The organism is Paenibacillus tundrae, from assembly GCF_030812775.1.
In the GTDB taxonomy this organism is placed as follows: Bacteria; Bacillota; Bacilli; order Paenibacillales; family Paenibacillaceae; genus Paenibacillus; species Paenibacillus tundrae_A.
Genome location: NZ_JAUSTI010000008.1, coordinates 35,549 through 52,718, shown reverse-complemented (window position 1 = coordinate 52,718; position 17,170 = coordinate 35,549). Strand labels below are relative to the sequence as shown.

General features: G+C 44.4%; 18 protein-coding genes. 9 read left to right on the top strand and 9 right to left on the bottom strand.

From position 1 onward, the window contains the following. Positions 1 to 45: 45 nt before the first annotated feature. Together J2T19_RS15465 and J2T19_RS15460 are read left to right on the top strand one after the other, a co-directional pair. Entirely contained in the window at positions 46 to 894 is an 849-nt protein-coding gene (locus tag J2T19_RS15465; protein WP_307217220.1) for a hypothetical protein, read from the top strand. Between the two features lie 69 nt (positions 895 to 963). Continuing rightward, the gene (locus J2T19_RS15460) at positions 964 to 1,218 is read left to right on the top strand and encodes a hypothetical protein (protein ID WP_307217218.1); all 255 of its coding nucleotides are present in this window, start codon (positions 964 to 966) and stop codon (positions 1,216 to 1,218) included. Positions 1,219 to 1,248: 30 nt separating this feature from the next. Here J2T19_RS15460 and J2T19_RS15455 read toward each other — a convergent pair whose 3' ends face one another. Next, positions 1,249 to 2,223 carry a ring-cleaving dioxygenase gene (locus J2T19_RS15455; protein ID WP_307217216.1) on the bottom strand — a complete coding sequence of 325 codons (975 nt, stop codon included), beginning with the start codon at positions 2,221 to 2,223 and terminating at the stop codon, positions 1,249 to 1,251. 301 nt (positions 2,224 to 2,524) lie between these two features. Between J2T19_RS15455 and J2T19_RS15450 the strand changes: the two genes are divergently transcribed. Further along, complete coding sequence (locus J2T19_RS15450; RefSeq protein WP_307217214.1) at positions 2,525 to 3,286, top strand: YwaF family protein; 762 nt, start codon at positions 2,525 to 2,527, stop codon at positions 3,284 to 3,286. Positions 3,287 to 3,375: 89 nt separating this feature from the next. On the opposite strand, the gene J2T19_RS15445 is transcribed toward J2T19_RS15450, so the two are convergent. The 3 genes from J2T19_RS15445 to J2T19_RS15435 form a co-directional block, all read right to left on the bottom strand. Beyond that, on the bottom strand, positions 3,376 to 4,170 hold the full coding sequence (locus J2T19_RS15445) for an SDR family oxidoreductase (RefSeq protein ID WP_307217212.1): 795 nt from the start codon (positions 4,168 to 4,170) through the stop codon (positions 3,376 to 3,378). A 207-nt stretch (positions 4,171 to 4,377) separates the two neighbouring features. Continuing rightward, complete coding sequence (locus J2T19_RS15440; protein ID WP_307217209.1) at positions 4,378 to 4,635, bottom strand: YqkE family protein; 258 nt, start codon at positions 4,633 to 4,635, stop codon at positions 4,378 to 4,380. A gap of 521 nt (positions 4,636 to 5,156) precedes the next feature. Beyond that, positions 5,157 to 5,798: a peptidylprolyl isomerase gene (locus J2T19_RS15435; RefSeq protein ID WP_307217207.1), complete on the bottom strand. Its 642-nt coding sequence runs from the start codon at positions 5,796 to 5,798 to the stop codon at positions 5,157 to 5,159. A gap of 260 nt (positions 5,799 to 6,058) precedes the next feature. On the opposite strand from J2T19_RS15435, the gene J2T19_RS15430 reads away from it, so the two are divergent. Then, a complete protein-coding gene (locus J2T19_RS15430; RefSeq protein ID WP_307217205.1) occupies positions 6,059 to 7,279 on the top strand; it encodes an MFS transporter in 1,221 nt (406 codons plus the stop codon). Between the two features lie 188 nt (positions 7,280 to 7,467). Here the strand turns inward: J2T19_RS15430 and J2T19_RS15425 are convergent, their stop codons facing one another. The 3 genes from J2T19_RS15425 to J2T19_RS15415 all read right to left on the bottom strand — a co-directional run bounded on the left by J2T19_RS15425 (position 7,468) and on the right by J2T19_RS15415 (position 8,538). Next, a complete protein-coding gene (locus J2T19_RS15425; protein ID WP_307217203.1) occupies positions 7,468 to 7,656 on the bottom strand; it encodes a hypothetical protein in 189 nt (62 codons plus the stop codon). Positions 7,657 to 7,718: 62 nt separating this feature from the next. Then, positions 7,719 to 8,093, bottom strand: a complete 375-nt coding sequence (locus J2T19_RS15420; RefSeq protein ID WP_307217201.1) for a hypothetical protein — start codon at positions 8,091 to 8,093, stop codon at positions 7,719 to 7,721. A gap of 160 nt (positions 8,094 to 8,253) precedes the next feature. Next, entirely contained in the window at positions 8,254 to 8,538 is a 285-nt protein-coding gene (locus J2T19_RS15415; protein ID WP_307217680.1) for a hypothetical protein, read from the bottom strand. A gap of 22 nt (positions 8,539 to 8,560) precedes the next feature. On the opposite strand from J2T19_RS15415, the gene J2T19_RS15410 reads away from it, so the two are divergent. From J2T19_RS15410 to J2T19_RS15400, 3 genes are all read left to right on the top strand, one after another. After that, positions 8,561 to 8,842 (top strand): hypothetical protein, encoded by a 282-nt coding sequence (locus J2T19_RS15410; protein ID WP_307217199.1) that lies wholly within the window; start codon positions 8,561 to 8,563, stop codon positions 8,840 to 8,842. Between the two features lie 173 nt (positions 8,843 to 9,015). Further along, a complete protein-coding gene (locus J2T19_RS15405; protein ID WP_307217197.1) occupies positions 9,016 to 10,917 on the top strand; it encodes an ATP-binding protein in 1,902 nt (633 codons plus the stop codon). A 153-nt stretch (positions 10,918 to 11,070) separates the two neighbouring features. Then, the gene (locus J2T19_RS15400) at positions 11,071 to 11,805 is read left to right on the top strand and encodes a hypothetical protein (protein ID WP_307217195.1); all 735 of its coding nucleotides are present in this window, start codon (positions 11,071 to 11,073) and stop codon (positions 11,803 to 11,805) included. Positions 11,806 to 11,938: 133 nt separating this feature from the next. Here J2T19_RS15400 and J2T19_RS15395 read toward each other — a convergent pair whose 3' ends face one another. Then, positions 11,939 to 13,198: an acyltransferase gene (locus J2T19_RS15395; protein ID WP_307217193.1), complete on the bottom strand. Its 1,260-nt coding sequence runs from the start codon at positions 13,196 to 13,198 to the stop codon at positions 11,939 to 11,941. A 133-nt stretch (positions 13,199 to 13,331) separates the two neighbouring features. Beyond that, complete coding sequence (locus tag J2T19_RS15390) at positions 13,332 to 14,336, bottom strand: LCP family protein (protein WP_307217191.1); 1,005 nt, start codon at positions 14,334 to 14,336, stop codon at positions 13,332 to 13,334. 183 nt (positions 14,337 to 14,519) lie between these two features. Here J2T19_RS15390 and J2T19_RS15385 point away from each other — a divergent pair, with 183 nt between their 5' ends. After that, positions 14,520 to 15,071 carry an undecaprenyl-diphosphatase gene (locus tag J2T19_RS15385; protein WP_307217189.1) on the top strand — a complete coding sequence of 184 codons (552 nt, stop codon included), beginning with the start codon at positions 14,520 to 14,522 and terminating at the stop codon, positions 15,069 to 15,071. A 251-nt stretch (positions 15,072 to 15,322) separates the two neighbouring features. Then, positions 15,323 to 17,062, top strand: coding sequence for a methyl-accepting chemotaxis protein (locus J2T19_RS15380; protein ID WP_307217188.1), 1,740 nt, complete (start codon positions 15,323 to 15,325; stop codon positions 17,060 to 17,062). Positions 17,063 to 17,170: the final 108 nt, after the last annotated feature.

The window sequence follows — 17,170 nt, the reverse complement described above, 5'->3', positions numbered from 1 at the left end:
CGGTATAATAGTCATATTCCATGAAAAAAGAAGGAGCCCAGTATATTGAAAACGACTTGGACAGGTATCCTGCTGATGATTATTTTGGCGGTAGCTACAATTAGTACAACTTCCGCTGCCAAAACAACCAATGTACAACAAAAACAGCTTAACATAGATGAGCAATCCAGCCAGACCGAAGCGGTCGTGGCTTCTGATATCGAAACAACAAAAGAACATGCAATGAGCCTGGACACATCTGCTCCAAGCAACAAGGAGTATGTGTCGGTAGCTCCCGAAAATGATGCCATTCGGATATATCCAATGCAAGTGGAGGGTTCTGGATATATATATAAAGGCTTAGTACTTGAAGTAAACGGTAAAACTCGCGAGTTCAGTGATTGGACAGCAGAGGGTGGAAGCAACAAACCGGAAATACATGAGATTGATCTGAACGGTGATGGGCAAAAAGAGATTGTCGTGATGTTTACGCAAGGTCATGGAACGGGGATTTATTTAGGCCAGGCATACATTATTCATCCTGAAACGTTGGCAGTCATGAAGATGCAATCGTTAGAAGATATTGTGAAGCAGCATGTGGAATCAAATATTAATGTTACGACAGGCCAGGTGGCTATTGACGTGTCCATTGATGGGGTTAAGGGTGATCCCATTCGAATACAGGAAGACACAGCAGGGCTGCAATACTATGATCAACTTCTGTTTGGTGATGTCATTTATTATGGTTTGGAGAACGGACAGCTGGTTGTATCCGTATCGGGTGCCTACGGTTTTGCCGTGTATGGCGGTGAATTGAAGTTCGCTTATGGCTATGAGGATGGCGAGTGGAAAGCTGTGAACGTGCACTATACGAATGAAGAATACGAAGATGGATATGAAGAGTCCTTTGATTAAGAGTTATTCCAAAGTTGATTATGAGCTTCAATAGACCAATTCAAATGAATGAACTGCACGACACGAACAGTGGGGCTGAAAAAAATCGGGAAAGTTCAGCCTCATTTTGTGCTGTCTAAAAACAAACCTCAACTGCACCTTGAGTTGGCTGAGCTCGGCGGTTCGCAGGAAGTCAGAATCATAGACCATAATAATACAACGCTCAAATCGTTCAAAGTTGCACCGGGGGATGGATTAATAAGAAAACGAACCATTATGCAAATAAAAACGATTATCGCGCCTCCCACACCCCATGATAGTAGTGGTATGGGAGACAGACGATAATCGTTTTTTCAACATAGTTACGCCATCAGATTAACGAATAACGGTATCAAGTGGTTTGAGTTGTGCTTCAATCTCTTTGCGGCGGCCTTCCAAGAATGGCGGCAGGGCTAGAGATTCACCGAGAAATTCAAGTTCTTCGTCTGTATCAAAACCAGGGCCGTCCGTGGCAAGCTCGAACAGAATGCCATTGGCTTCTCTGAAATACAGGGAACGGAAGTAGAAGCGATCTACAAAACCTGAGTTCGGGAATTTGAAGTTACTTACACGGTCTACCCATTGTTTCAATTCCTCTTCGTTGTCTACACGGAAGGCAACATGGTGAACGCTTCCTCGACCAGGACGTTCGATCGGCAAGTCGTTTCGTTCTTCGACATGCACTTCAGTACCACTTCCGCCGTCACCGGATTCAAAGACCAGAATGTCGGGTTGGCCTGCAACCAGAGCAGGGTATGAACCTTTAGAGCGGAAGCCGAGTAGATCCGTAAGAACAGGAATTGTCAGCGACGCATCTTGAACGGTCAGATGAATTGGACCAAGACCAATAATACCGAATTCAGCAGGCACTGGGCTTCGATCCCACGGTTTTCCACCAGGGACACCTGTATTGTGTTCATCTGAGACCAGAATCAAACGCTGCTTCTCGAAGTCGGTAAATGAAAGGGTCAAGCGGCCACCCCGCTCCGTAATTTCACCGTGAGGTACTTCGTACTCATCGAAACGTTGTAGCCAGTACGTGAGTGCTGCGTCGCTCGGAACACGCAGGGATGTTGCTGAGATGCTGTTCACGCCTTCGCGTGTCTCACCAGCCATTGGAATCTCGAAGAAGGTAAGCTCTGTGCCAGGGTTCCCTTTTTCGTCACCATAGAACAGGTGGTATACAGATACATCGTCTTGATTGACCGTCTTTTTGATCAGGCGAAGACCCAAGACATTGGTATAGAATTGATAGTTATTAGAAGCACGTGCAGTTAAAGCCGATACGTGGTGAAGTCCTTTGATTAACATATGAATTCCTCCTAAGTAGTGTGGATGTAGTACAGTGATCGGTGTTATAGATGAGAAATGTTTGTCAATTTATTTTTATCATGAACTAATTTAAGTTACTAACTTTTAGTTTGTTTTGTTCTTGGATTTATCTTAACATAAAGATAATAACAAAGCAACAGGTAAGTTGATGACGGTTAGGCTTCTTATTGTCAGCCCGGATGAACTGGAAAAGAGATAATGGACAATCGGATAGAACGATGGCAAAATGAAAAATATACCAGAATGATCTTCGCTCATTCGGGAGTGAAAGGAGAGACGTATGGCATTTTCCTCATGGCTCGACCCGTATGACGCTGAACCCTTTATCTTTTTTTCCAAATCACATCTGTGGGCCATGGCATGTATAGCCATTGGACTCTTATTAACATATCTGTTTCGAAACGAATTGAGAGCAACGTCTGATCGCACAAGGCGGAACATACGTATCTATCTGGCTTTGTTCATGTTCGGCTGTGAGATTGTGCTGCAGGCCTGGTACATCTATGGAGGTGTATGGAGCCTACGAACCTCGTTACCTCTTGAACTGTGTAGCATTTCGTTGCTGCTATCCGGGATTGTTTTGTTAACTCGTAGTCGCTTGTTGCATAGTGCGTTGCTCTTTGCTGGCATTGCGGGAGCTCTTATGGCGATTGTGACACCAAACTTGGGATATGCTTATCCACATTTTCGTTTTATTCAATTTTTTACTGCACATGCCTGTATTATTCTTGCTTTACTCTATATGACTTGGGTAGAACAGCTTCGTCCAACCTGGCGATCTGTTGTGGCTTCCATGGTATTCGTTAATGTGGCGGCATTCGTTGTATATATTATGGATGTAATCCTTGATGCGAATTATATGTTTCTTCGACACAAGCCTGATACGGCTTCAGTGCTTGACCTGTTAGGGCCTTATCCTGTCTATATTTTAGGAGAAGAGATTCTTGCCATGGTGATGTTCTCATTGATGTATGGTTTATTCTTTGCCATTCCAGAACGAGTAAAAAACCGGATGAAGAGAGGTAGAGGTACGACGTTCTGAGAAGCATCATGGTATATGTATAGTATAATCCCGTAGCAACCTGTCACAGGCGCTAGCGGGATTATTAAGTTTAGGATTAGAAATCCTTATTATCCGCGTAACAAGGATTCTGCACCATCGACATAGATGCGTGTACCCGTTACATGGGAAGACTCATCCGAAGCGAGGAAGAGCACCACGTTGGCTACCTGCTTAGAAGAACCGGCCTCATCCTTCAATGGATGCTCATGCCCTTCAGGGAACTCGACAGGAATCTGAACTTCCTTAAGGTCATCGGATGGATAGGTATTATCGTCAATATTGGTATCGATTGCGCCCGGACAGACGGCATTTACGCGGATTTTATATTGCGCAAGTTCGAGTGCGGCCATCTTCGTAAATGCAGTTTGTCCAGCTTTGCTGGAAGCGTATGCAGAAAATCCGATATTAGAGAACACGCGATTACCATTGATTGAACTTGTAATGATCATACTGCCGCCATGTTCCTTCATATGGGGGATCGCATATTTAATCGTTGCAAAGGTACCCCGCATATTGATCTCCATGGTCTGATCCCAGTCTTCGATTTCCATCGTTTCGATAGGTGCCATTGAACCATTGATACCTGCATTAGCAAAGACGATATCCAATTGGCCAGCGCTTTCTGCAACCTGAGTGATGGCCTGCTGTACCTGGTCGGGCTTAGATATATCACATTCGATAACGTGTGCCTCGCCACCGATATTTTCAATGGAGTTTTTTGTTTCTTCCGCATTCTCGGGTGTCCGATCCAGCAAATACACTTTAGCGCCGTGCTCGGCAAATCGGATGGCAGTTGCTTGACCTATACCTGATCCACCTCCTGTAACAATAGCTACTTTACCTTCTAAACGTTGTTCAGTCATCCTGATCCCTCCGTTTATAATAGATATGCATATTAAGTATCTTCTCTATTTCTACATACCCGACCCATAGCTAGTGAATCAGAAGGGGAGAGGAACTCGGCAACTTATACCGTTGAAGGGAAGAAGAACATGCGATTAGTGCCCTCGAAATTGAAAAAGACCCAGAACCGCTGTGCGATTCCAGGCCTGTACCTACATAAAAGCAACTTATTTATGTTTTTTCCAATCCAGAGAGCTGTTATTTAATAAATATTCAAAATCATTATCTCGGCGCTTCTGCTCGGCCTTGCGTGCTTCGTCTGCCTTGATGCGCTCTTGCTCTTTCCGTTCAGCTTCTGCGGCTTTGGCTTCATCTGCCTGAGCCTTTAATTTCTCAAGCACATCACTGCTTAGCAGATCCTTCAAGGTCGTTGGTTTATCCTGAGCTGCCTTGGGAGCAGGTGTGTTTTTTTTCGATTTGGCCATCATAAAATCTCCTTTCGTGCGGTGAATCAGGTTCCCTATATCAATCAGTAGTCATAGTATATCAGGTTACTTAGCCCCAATCCATGAATATGCGGAAGAAAAGCAGGAAATGAATACTCTTCTGACGAATGAAAATGGGTATCAATTCATATGATAATACCGATACTGCGACTATCCCCCTGATGAAAGGAGTCGTTGTTCGTGGAAATGAATCGGAGTTTATTGAAAGGGCTTGCATGGGGCATTGCCTTTAGCTGCCCACTGTGGATTGCCATCATCGGTTGGTTGCGATTGTTAGGTGGGCTTCTTTGAATGAAGCGGCGCAAGAGATCAGTGCCTTTTACAACACTATTTATGCAAGCGCTACCAATAGTTAAAGCTCTGCCTTGCGATTTCGCATAGGGCAGAGCTTTTGTTTGTGTATGGCTGAAACACATTCGAATGAAACAAAATTCATAAGTATTTACTTCGTTCATCTGAATTCCATATTGGACGCTGAGATGTCGCTCTATTCGATGGAATTAAGGCATCTTCACTGGTTCTGGGTACTCCAGTCCGTGGGTGTCCACCGTTACTTTTTTCATCACTTGGTTGGTAAGAGGTTTATTTTGGTCATCTCGTTCCTGAGCTGCAATCGCGTCAACAAATTCCATACCTTCTGTCACTTTACCGAACGAAGCGAAGGTGTTATCTAGATGCTCTGCGTTTCCGAGCATAATGAAAAATTGTGATCCTGCTGAATCCAATGAATCTGCACGTGCCATAGAGATCACTCCACGTGTGTGCAACAGGGTGTTTTTGTGACCATTAGAATTAAATTCACCTTTAATGCTATAACCTGGGCCACCTGTACCATTACCGTCTGGATCGCCACCTTGGATCATGAAGCCTGGAATAACGCGGTGAAAGATCGTGCCGTCGTAGAAGCCTTTGTTCGCGAGTGAAATAAAGTTATTCACCGTATTCGGAGCGACGTCCGGGTATAGCTCAATAACGATTTTTTGCCCATCTTCCATTTCAATGGTAGCGACAGGGTTAGGGCCTTCAGGCTCTACTGGAGCCGGTGCAGCACTATTAGTAGGTCGCCCGCAACCGCTAATTACAATAAGCAGTAACGCCATAATCAGCGATGCAGCTATTGATTTTTTTCGACGATTAATCATGAACAAGTTCCCCCTTGGTTCTTTTGCTATCGTAGTATTCATCCTCTGATTACGATAAGATAATCCATCAACTATCATACCTGTTTTACATCCTTTATAGCAATCTATGACACCGTTTATACCTTATAGGGATGGTCTTCAATAAAGTATGGGTGTAAAATAAGGAAAATGCTTCCTCAGACAGGGACGTACGGGTCTGTTCCGTTCGCTCCAATACACGGCAGTCCCGGCGTCAATGATGGAAAGGGCGTGCGGGTGATATGAACTTCTCGTGGAAGCGTAATCTGGCGATTTTGTGGATCGGTGTATTTTTTTGCAGTACAGCATACTCTATATCAATTCCGTTTCTCCCACTGTTTCTGAGCAACGATCTTGGTGTTCAAAATCACTTGGAGTTCTGGGCAGGTCTTGCATTCGGCATTACCTTTCTGGCAAGTGCGCTGGTGTCTCCGTTCTGGGGATCACTAGCTGACAAATACGGGCGTAAGCCCATGCTGATTCGGTCGGGATACAGCCTTGCGGTATTGTATTTAATCAATTATTTTGTACAGGATCCCTATTCTCTCATTGTGGTACGTCTGTTTCAAGGATTGCTGGCTGGTTTTGTTCCGGCAGCGATTGCCCTTGTAGGTACGAATACACCAGAAGAGAAGACAGGCTATGCCCTTGGGGTGATGTCCACGGCAGGGGCTACCGGTGGAATTATCGGTCCCTTAATTGGTGGGATCGTCAGCCATTATTATGGTAATCGTAATGCTTTCTTATTTTCGGCGATTGTTGTATTAGTCTCGGCACTGATCGCAACGTTCTGGGTGAGGGAAGAGAATTTTAATCGGAATAAACCACGCTCTCATGTGATGGATGATATTCGTGAAGCCAGAGCGAATCGTGTGTTTATTACAGTGCTGGGTATGATGGGCATATGTACTTTTTCCGTAATGATCCTAGAGCCTTTACTGACGGTATATGTTATGGAGATGGGCGTTCAGCCAGATCGAGCCTCTTTAAGCTCTGGCATTATATTCTCTGCGGTGGGTGTGGCTACAGTCATCATGGCACCTCGTTGGGGCAAGATCGGTTCACGTATCGGATTTGGCAAAGTGTTAATCATCGGATTGGTTGGCGGAGCTGTAGGTAATTTGTTGCAATTTTTCACAACAGGTTACATCGGTTTTGGCATACTTCGGTTTGTGTATGGACTGTTCTTCGCAGCCGTCTTCCCAGCGATCAATGCCATGATTGTACAAGTAACGGATTCGAGCTTTCGTGGCAGAGCGTTCAGCCTCAATCAGTCTGCTGCTCAGATTGGCACAATGGCAGGGCCGATTATTGGCGGTATTCTCGGTGGCTGGCTACCGATTCGGTGGATTTTCATCATTAATGGAGTCGCGTTGATTGCGACCGCCATCGTTGCTAAGTGGTCTGGTCTGGAGCATAAGCTGCCTGGTGCGAGCCAAGCTCCAACGAAGGGCAAAACGTGATGATGTTGTAAAAATACAGAATGCATGATGACAAAGGGGGACTGCGCGCGGGAGGTAGTTCCCCCTTGTTTGTCTATGTCACCAACAGGGAAGGCGTTCATTCATCTTCGCTACGTCAAGAAACCTCTTCCAATGTAAGAAGAGGTTTCACCTACAATAAGGTACATTTATTTGTATAACATTAGCTATCAATTAGAAGCATCCTTCGAACTTGTTCTTTCCTTAGGAATGGCATGCTCCACTGCATCACGCTGATCTTCATCCTCAAGTGCATCTGGGAATGAGTCTTCCGTAAACAGCCCGAAGTTTGGATCAATATCTCGTTCTGTAACCAGATTATCTGGTTCTGGTTTAGGTCGAGTGTGCTCGTCCTTCATGAGTCTCAGCCCCTTCAGTTCAGAATCTCAGTTATGCAAGTTGTGCAAATCATGGATTGCAATTAGCGCCCAGGCAGGATATCGTCCTGAGGTTTTGCATTCGCGCCAAAGCCGTTCAACAAGTCTGTGCCGTGAATTGCATCTGGATCAGGTGCAGCAGGGTCAACAGGGCTGTCTGGCTGAACAAGGTCAGCATCTGGAACGGATTCCAGCGAAGGTTCTGCTGTTCTGGACTCCAATTCTTGATCTCCTTCAGCAGTTGCCGCTACAGGGTACACTTCAGGTTCTTCTTCCATTTCGATCCGCCTGCCCGAAACTTCATCAAATGTATCCATGTCTCCTACAGGAACCTCGGTTTCTGGCGGAATATCGCGTGACCTTTGATAACGGTCGAAGTAACGGTCGCTTTCTCCATTGCTAATTGGTTTATCTGACATGAGTAGCAACTCCCTTCAGTCCTATTTATTAAGGTGGAACGTGATCTGTGATCGTATGTGTGAAGTCGTCTTACTTCGTAGTTACCCAAAGGGGTGGTATTGTAATCTTGCTCTCCCACCCATATTGTCCCCTCAGACTCTTCAAGTATGAATGGGTCAATTAAAATTTAGGAAATACATATTTGACCAAGAAGTACAGGAAACCGAAGAAAATTAGAACATATGCTGCATATTTAATAAATGTGGCTGCAACCATACTAGAGTCTGATTTTTGTTGAATATCTTTGTGCTCAACCTCAACCGTTTTGTGTGGCTCGTTCATTCGAATCATCTCCTCGTGGATGTTTGGTTTACTTTGAGGAACCATTACACCAGGAAGCATGAATTGAATCGTAAGCACCGTTTTTACAGCATTACATGATTTGGCTATGGTATGATGGAGCATGAACACATAGGAGGGATACCCCTTGGAATGGTACACACTTGGTCATATGATTACACGGATTCGCATTGGACAAAAGGCTTCTACACCGGGATTTTCCCGTACGGTGATTCGTCGGCCAGATGGTTTGTTTTGGGTCGGCGGAATATGGGCGGGACAGGTTGTACAGCTAAGAGATTTTTTGTTCTCAGACATTTGGACGATATACGAGGATGAGGATACGAAACAGTGGTTGGCATTTCGCGACTTGTATGAACGCAAAGAGCAAGAGATGATTGTGAACCAGTTTGAAGATTTGCGGGATTGAATCATTGTTCTCATTCGATTTCTTAACAGTTAATTGGAAAAAAATATAAACTTAAACTAAAATGTGATTTTTCATTTAAATTTAGAAGGTGACACGTGAAACTTTGGCGAAATAGATGGTAGAGTTAACGGGGTCAAAGAAGCGGAGAAAATAAGAACTTTGAGGTGCTGTGAATGAAAAATGTGCCCAAAGCTATCATCGTCTTATGGATTGGTTTATTGATGCTCCTGTACTGGCCTCTGGAGGTTCATGCTGCGGCTATACAAGAGAACGACAAGCCTGTTACGATTATGACGTGGGAAGTCAAGTGGGGGAATGCACACGATCGGGGATTTATAAGTGAAGCGAAGCATTATGATGAAGTGTGGGAACGGCAAGGGGTAGATAAATTAGAGAATAGTATAATTAGCCCGCCTTCCGGATCACTTTGGACTCGCTTGACCATTCCTGAGATACAAGAGGATAATGGTGCAATTCGGTTCGAAAATATCAAAGGTCAACATATTGTCATTTACTTGGAAGACCAGAAGGTATACGAGAACTATCATTATAATTACGATAACAATGCAGTACTATTGCCATTGACGATGGAGAACTCTAACCAGAAGCTGTATGTATGGGCAGAGAATACGGATGGTCAAATGGGGATATACGGGACGGTTGAGGTAGGGCCTTATAGTGTCCTACAGGGAGAGTTTATGCGCAACGGCTTATTGGATGTGATATTGGGAGCAACGTTCCTATTCACAGCTCTTGCGATGTTAAGCTGCACCTTCTTTCTTGGGAAATTTTATACCGGATTATGGATTTCATTAATCATTGTCATAAGTTCCATTGGCACGATGATTATTACGTACTCGCCATTTTTGTACACTTTCTACCAAGTACATGGAAATTTGTATTCAGTTCTATTTGATCTATCCATGCTAACAGGCATGCCTGCTTTATGTTATTTCTTCGAACAGGTTATTGGAAGTGGGCCTTATCGGATCTTCACCAAGCTACGCAAGTTTCAACTCATATACTCTATGGTAGCTATCTTAGCATTAATTTTATATTTTGTTTCTAGTGGTGAGTGGGATCTGTTCTATGTTCTGTTGGTTCAAAAAGGGAACGGTATTATTCTCGTCATTTTATTAACTTTATTAATGATTGGTACGGTTACTAAGGCGCTTCAGCGAGATCGGGAAGGCATATTGCTCGCAGCGGGTTATGGGACATTTGCGCTGGTAAGCATTGCAGAGTTGGTCTTTTATTATCAACGTAATGGGATGTATCATCTGTTGTGGTGGAAGTGGGCCATCGTTATATTCATCGTATCGCTTATTGCCATTCTCGGTAATCGATTCGCAGCGAAACATACCAAGGTCATCGAGTATTCCAAGGAATTGGAGCTGTTCAATAACGAGTTGCAACGGTCTGAGAAGATGGAGATTATTAGTGAACTTGCTGCTTCTGTGGCTCACGAGGTTCGTAATCCACTACAGGTTACAAGAGGTTTTCTGCAGCTCATGACAGAGCAGGAGGATAGTAAAAACAAAGGTTACGTGCGGATTGCGTTGGAAGAACTTGATCGAGCATCAGGGATCATAACGGACTTCCTCACATTTGCCAAACCGGAGTTTGATCATATCATCTCTCTCAACATTGCGGATGAATTCAATCACATTGAAGGCATTCTCGTGCCGATGGCTAATCTAGAGGGTGGTAAGATCACAACAGATATTCCTCCAGATTTATGGATCAGAGGTAATTCGTCTAAGTTCAAACAAGCCTTTATTAATATTATTAAAAATAGCATTGAGGCTCTACAAGGAAGCGGTCAGATCGAAATTTGGGCATATGCTCAAGATGGTACCGTCAAGGTACATGTGCGGGATAATGGAGAAGGAATGGATGAAGAGGCGCTGGTTCGTCTTGGAGAGCCCTATTTCTCGAATAAAATCAAAGGCACAGGACTGGGCATGATGGTGACATTCAGGATTGTAGAAGCCATGCATGGTGAGATCACGTTTACAAGTACCAAAGGTGTAGGAACAGAAGCCGTTGTAACTTTTACTGAGTTCGTCGAGTGACGAATCAGTAGAAGGGTACAGCGGTTTTTTGCTGTGGTTGATTAGTCTGTCATGTAATCATTTATCGAATGATGCAAAATCTTGGAATAAAAAAGCAAGGATTAGGTTCACACTAGAGAAAACGAACCTTGACATAGGAAAGGCGGTACAGAAATGAAACTCAGATGGAAAACATGGTTGGCTAGTGGGATCATTGCCACATTCGTAGTAGCCTCCAATGGATATGCAGTATCTGCACACTCGTTCTCCGAACCGAACAGCACGCCAAAGGAAAATTCATCCTCCACATCCGTTCCAAATAAACTACCTTGCATTCAAGCAGGACATGGGCTGTTTATGATTGGCGAGACGGCAGATCTACTGGGGATTGGCCTTCGAGATTTGAAGGAACAGATGGAGCTTGGCAAAACGTTGTCTCAGATCGCAAAGGAAAGAAAAGGTCTTAGCGAGGAACAATTGCTGCAGAAGTTAAAGCCTTCTCTTACGAAGCGCTTAGATCAAGCAACAGCTGATGGTTGTTTAACAAAAGAACAAGCTGCAGCTGCCAAGGCAAGTATGGATGAGAAGCTGAAGAAGGTTATCAACACGCCACTGAGGGAGTTGCGACGGGAATTTGCAGGTCATGGCAGAAAACATCCTGCTATGAATCAGAAGACGATTGCGAAGTTTATTGGCATTACTCCGAATCAGCTTGAAGAGCAGCTGAGACAGGGAAAGTCACTAGCCCAAATTGCGGAAGCTCATGGCATTAGTGAAACACAACTGATTAATAAGATGAAAGAGGAATTAACGGGGGATCTGAAGCGATTGGTTCATCGAAAGGGAGGGGCACATGCTGCTCCACATGAGCATGCTCCAGGACATCCGGCTGCTACTGAATCAGAATGAGAATGAGCTCAATAAACAGATCAGGGCATCCATGTCTATACGATGGATGCCCTGACAGATTTGTAAGCAAATATGTTAAAGCAAAAGTTCCTCGGAAATGAGTCAATGAAAAAACATCAACATCAATGGTAAATTAATGAACATCAGGTTCAGCCAATGTTTGTTGTTTGGTTGCTAGTGGTGTACTGTACCCGGCCTTTTGCCTCGGTAGTGATTCATCCGTGCTGCGTACCGGTGAATTCGGACGTTTCCTCCTTTGCAGCCCAACAGTAAACCGGGAGCCGGGCAACTTCGATAGTCCCCAGCTTATCGCAAGTGAGATCGATACCGTTACCAAGAAGGAAAGTAGTGTGACAGGTAAGTGCCAGCCTGTTAATAGTAACGGTCTAGTCACATAAGCAATGCAATAGATAATTAAGGCGTGTACCAAGTATCCGCCGAACGAATAACGGCCAATCCACGTAAGTAGCTGGAAGCGAGTGTTTTTGCTGCGAAGTAAGACAAGGAATCCATATAACATCAGCATCTGCGCCATGATAATGATGAACGTTGTTGGCTTCAGATAGGTGGAAATATTCAGATTCACAATATCCCCAGAGCCCTTAAGCACATCGTAACCTAGCCAGATATACATACCGATGAAGAGGCATACCAACCAAGGTAACGCCCGAACCATCCAATGCCTCCAATGTTCTATCCCCCAAGCACATACAGCTCCAAGTAAGAAATAGAACCAATACATCACCCAGGAGTAGGAGCGATACTCCAGCAACGTTGACCAAGGTGGAGAGAGAGCTGCTGACCAGTCTGCCATGTCATAATAAGACCACTTCATCAGCATTGTGTATAATGCTGCCGCAATGAGAACAAGTGCGATAACCGACTGTATTCCCGTCAATCTGGTCATCTTCCCTAGTTTGCTCTGTACGAACTGCGCTGCTCGAAGGAATAACGGGAACAGTACGTAGAACTGGAATACCATAAGGACAAACCAAAGGTGATATCCCGTCTGAGGAAGGAACAACTCACGGATGAAGCTTCGAACATCAAACGTACCTGCTTGCCAGAACTCAGGTGTGAAAATGCGTACCGCCAGCCAGTAGATGAGAGTCCACAGCACAAAAGGCACATAAATGTCCCCAAACCGTTTACGAATAAAACGTGGGTAGTCGGGCTTCTTATGACTATGATGATAAAATAACAGCACGCCGGCTAGAAATACAAATGTAGGTGTACCAAAACGAGTCAGGTGGTAAATCATCGTTAACATAATGGAATCCGGCTGTGCAATATCTGCGCGATAGATATATTCTGCTATATTGTGTTGCATGACGATGGCAAGAAACGCCATACCTCGTAGCTGTGTCCATTCTTCAATACGCGGTTTGCTCACATGTCACCGCCTCCTTGCAAATAAACATTCACCTCTAAGGGTACCTTTCTAACATTAAGAGGGCATTAAATGGCGACAATTGGATAAAAAAAAGGTGGCGAATCGCCACCTTAACGGAATGTATATGTGTATGCTAATTTAGATCTTTGTTTTGTTCTGGATTCGCTGCGTCATCCTCTGGAGTTTCTGCATCTTGTGCGAATAGATCTTGAATATAGGCTTGGAGCCTAGCTTCGTTCACACCAAGAACCTGAGCGGAGCCTACAAGCTCATTCGTCAGTAATTTATTTGGTGGAATCTGTTGCTTGTCAATCTCATTCGCATTAATGTCGAAGCCGAGTGCTGCCAGTTTGAGCATCTGGGTTGGACTGAGATCTGTCTCGATATAAGGAGCAACGGCTTCCAGAATGTCTGGAATCTTGAAGAGCGATGTGGTGCTCTGCATCTTCTTAGCAAGCTCTGTGATGAAGATTCGCTGACGCTCCGTTCGAGTGAAGTCGGAGGTTGCGTCATGTCTGAAACGGACATATTGGAGAGCTGTTTTGCCATCCATATGCTGTAGCCCTTTTTTCAAATCGATATCATACATATGCTTGTCTGCTTTGCTGGTGTAGTACATGTCTTTCTCCACGTCGATATCTAGACCGCCGACCGCGTCTACAAGGGCTATGAAGCCAGTGAAATCAGTGTAAACGTAATGCTGAATCGGAATACCAAGCAAGTTGCTGACCGTTTCCTTCGTCAGTTCGGCACCGCCATATGAGAAGGCTGCATTCAATCTGCTTTTACCATGTCCGGGAATGCTAACGTACGTGTCCCGCAATACAGAGAAGAGATGCGCCTTTTTGGTGACAGGATCGATCGAAGCGATCATAACAGAGTCCGAACGCCCCGCGTCATCTCCCCGGGAGTCTCCTCCAAGCAACAAAATGTTAACACGCTCTTTGCCGTCCCATTTGGGAATCGTGGTTGTTGGTGTTTCATTCGTTTCTGTCTCGGATGAGGGTTCGGATGAAGAGCCGGCTGCTGTCGAGATACTATTGGCAAAATGAACGATTGAATATCCGTAGTATACAATGACGCCTGTAACAATAAGCGCCAAGGTTAGGGCTGTCCCCCATAACCATTTTTTGTGCATAATCTTCACCTTTCTTATCTTTTTGTAGCATAACCCCAAACCATTTTAACAAAAAGTAAGGCAAATGTCCTGTTTGATTTCGAAAGTTCGGTTGATTCGTGGTTTGTTTGACAAATAGTTAGTGTATATTTAATATGTAAAAAATAATCTAGGTTTGTGTAATGGGGGTATTAAGCTTCGAATATGAATCAATCTATTTTTAACTGGATTAATCAGTTCGCGGATCGAATTCCGCTGCTTGACTGGTTTATGATTACCTCGGCTGAGTATGCCGTATGGTTTATGATTGCTCTGCTTGTCCTGGTATGGTTTGTTGGGGATGCCCACAAGCAGCGCATCGTGTTCTATGCGTGCGTGTCTTCTATAGTGGCACTTGTGTTAGCAAAATGGGGCATTTCTCCTGTCGTAGGCCATCCTAGGCCTTTTATGGAAGGTGCTGTGAACCAGCTCGTTCCACATGTACCTGATCCATCTTTTCCAAGTAAGCATGCATCCTTTGTCTTTGCGCTTGCTGCAGCATCATTTTTCATTGGCCGTCGCTTCGGCTTCTGGATGTTATTACTGGCTGTGCTAACAGGTGTATCACGTGTCTATGTTGGGGTTCATTACCCGGGAGATATTCTCGGTGGGTTCATTCTGGGTAGTCTGGTCAGTGTTATTCTGATTGGTACACGTCAATATACGAAGTCTGTTCCTGACTTTTTCATTCAGATTCATCGACGTATTTTTCGCTGATTCATCCGTTTAAGAAATTTACTTCAACTATAGTAAAAGCAAATATAAAAGAGCCTCATTTTTTGGCGTTGCCAGGAAAATGAGGCTTTTTGAGCCGTGAGTTTCCAAACATATTTTGGGCTTTTACTAGAGTGATTGTAAATTTTTCATTGTTACATGAAATTTATGAAAGATGGATGGGATATATCTACAATTTACGACGGAGTTTGTCGATATAGTATTGATATGTACGATGCTAAGGAGTGGGAACTATGAAGAACACGTGGGGAAACGTGGCGGGGAAATTTAGGTTAACGATTCGCATGAAATTATTACTTGGTTTTGCAATCGTGGTCGCATTGCTTGCTTTTGTGAGCATCTATTCGGCAACACAGATCAAGGATATGTCCAATAAGGCTAGTGCCATTGATCAGACATGGATGCCTAGTGTTACGCTATTGGGCCAGATGAATGGGGATGTATCCGATGTGGAGCGTCTTGCTTTGGCAGTGATCGTGGAAACGAGCCAAGAGGAGATTTCCAAGCTCAATGAATCTTTGCAGTTTCTCTTAACCAAGATCGAGGATGAGCGTAAACAGCTCGTTAATCTGATTGGTAACAATGAAGAAGCCATGAAGCTATACAATGAGAGCTTTAGTCCAAACTACGATGGCTATGTGGAGAAGATGCCTGCATTCATTGAGTTTGGCAGAAGTAACAATTATGGTGAGGCGAGTAGACTACATAGTGAAGCTTATTCTCTATGGTATACAGCGAATGATACCATTGCTAGATTGATTGAACTTGGCAACAATGGATCCGACGCTGCTACGAATTCATCGGTTGAATCAGCCGAAAGAGCCTTCGTCATTATTGTTGCACTGAGTATTACAGCGATCGTGCTTGCGTTGATTATTGCGATCTTTATCTCCATTATCATCTCCAGACCAATTCAAAAAATGAATGCGGCAGCGATGCTTATTGCCAATGGAGACCTGACAGGCGAGAAAATTACGCTTAAGAACAAGGATGAACTCGGAACACTTGCAGAATCCTTCAACGTTATGACAGGTAATTTGCGCAATATGATTCAATCGGTATCCATGACTTCGCAGCAGGTAGCCGCTTCATCAGAAGAACTGCTTGCGAGTGCGGAGCAGAATACAAGTGCATCCAAACAAATCTCGGAAACAGTGGAAGAGCTGGCGGTAGGTACATCCGATCAAGTAAATATCGTTAAGCGTTCATCCCAAGCAATGAGCGAGATGGCTCTAGGTTCTGAACAAATTGCAGAGCTTGCTCAGAGTGTATCCGTATCGGCTGTCGATGCAGCGAACCAGTCTTCCGAAGGAAATATGATCATCAAACAGGCTGTAGAACAGATGGGTTCTGTACGTAATTCGATAGCTTCGCTATCTTCATTAGTTACAGGATTGGGAGAGCGTTCTACAGAGATCGGTAACATCACAGAGGTTATCAACAATATTGCTCGTCAGACGAACCTGCTTGCATTGAATGCAGCGATTGAAGCAGCGCGTGCAGGTGAACATGGCAAAGGCTTCGCTGTTGTTGCTGGTGAAGTGCGTAAGCTTGCCGAGGAATCCTCGATCTCTGCACAGCGAATCACTGACCTGGTGCAATTGATTCAAAATGATACAGGCCATGCGGTACAAGCTGTGAAAGTGAACAGCAGCGAAACCGAAGCTGGAATCGAGATGGTAACTGCAGCAGGCCAAGCCTTCGAACAGATCTCAGATGCCGTGAACAAGGTAGCGGGTGAAATTCAAGAAGTATCTGCAGGCTCGGAAGAGATGTCAGCGAGTACGAATGAAGTTGTGGGATATGTAGATCAGATCTCCAATATTGCTGAGGAAGCTGCAGGTGGAGCGCATAACGTATCTGCTGCAACTGAGGAACAGTTAGCTTCCATGGAAGAGATTGCTTCATCAGCGAGTTCATTGTCCCAAATGGCAGAGGAGCTTCAAGAACAGATCAATAAATTCAAGGTATAGTCTACGCCAACATTCCCTTGCTTGGAAGGAGCAGTGCGGTATGTAGCGAGTTTATAGAAATGCATTGTGTATAGAAGTCGTTACCTGATGGGATATACCCCATTAGGG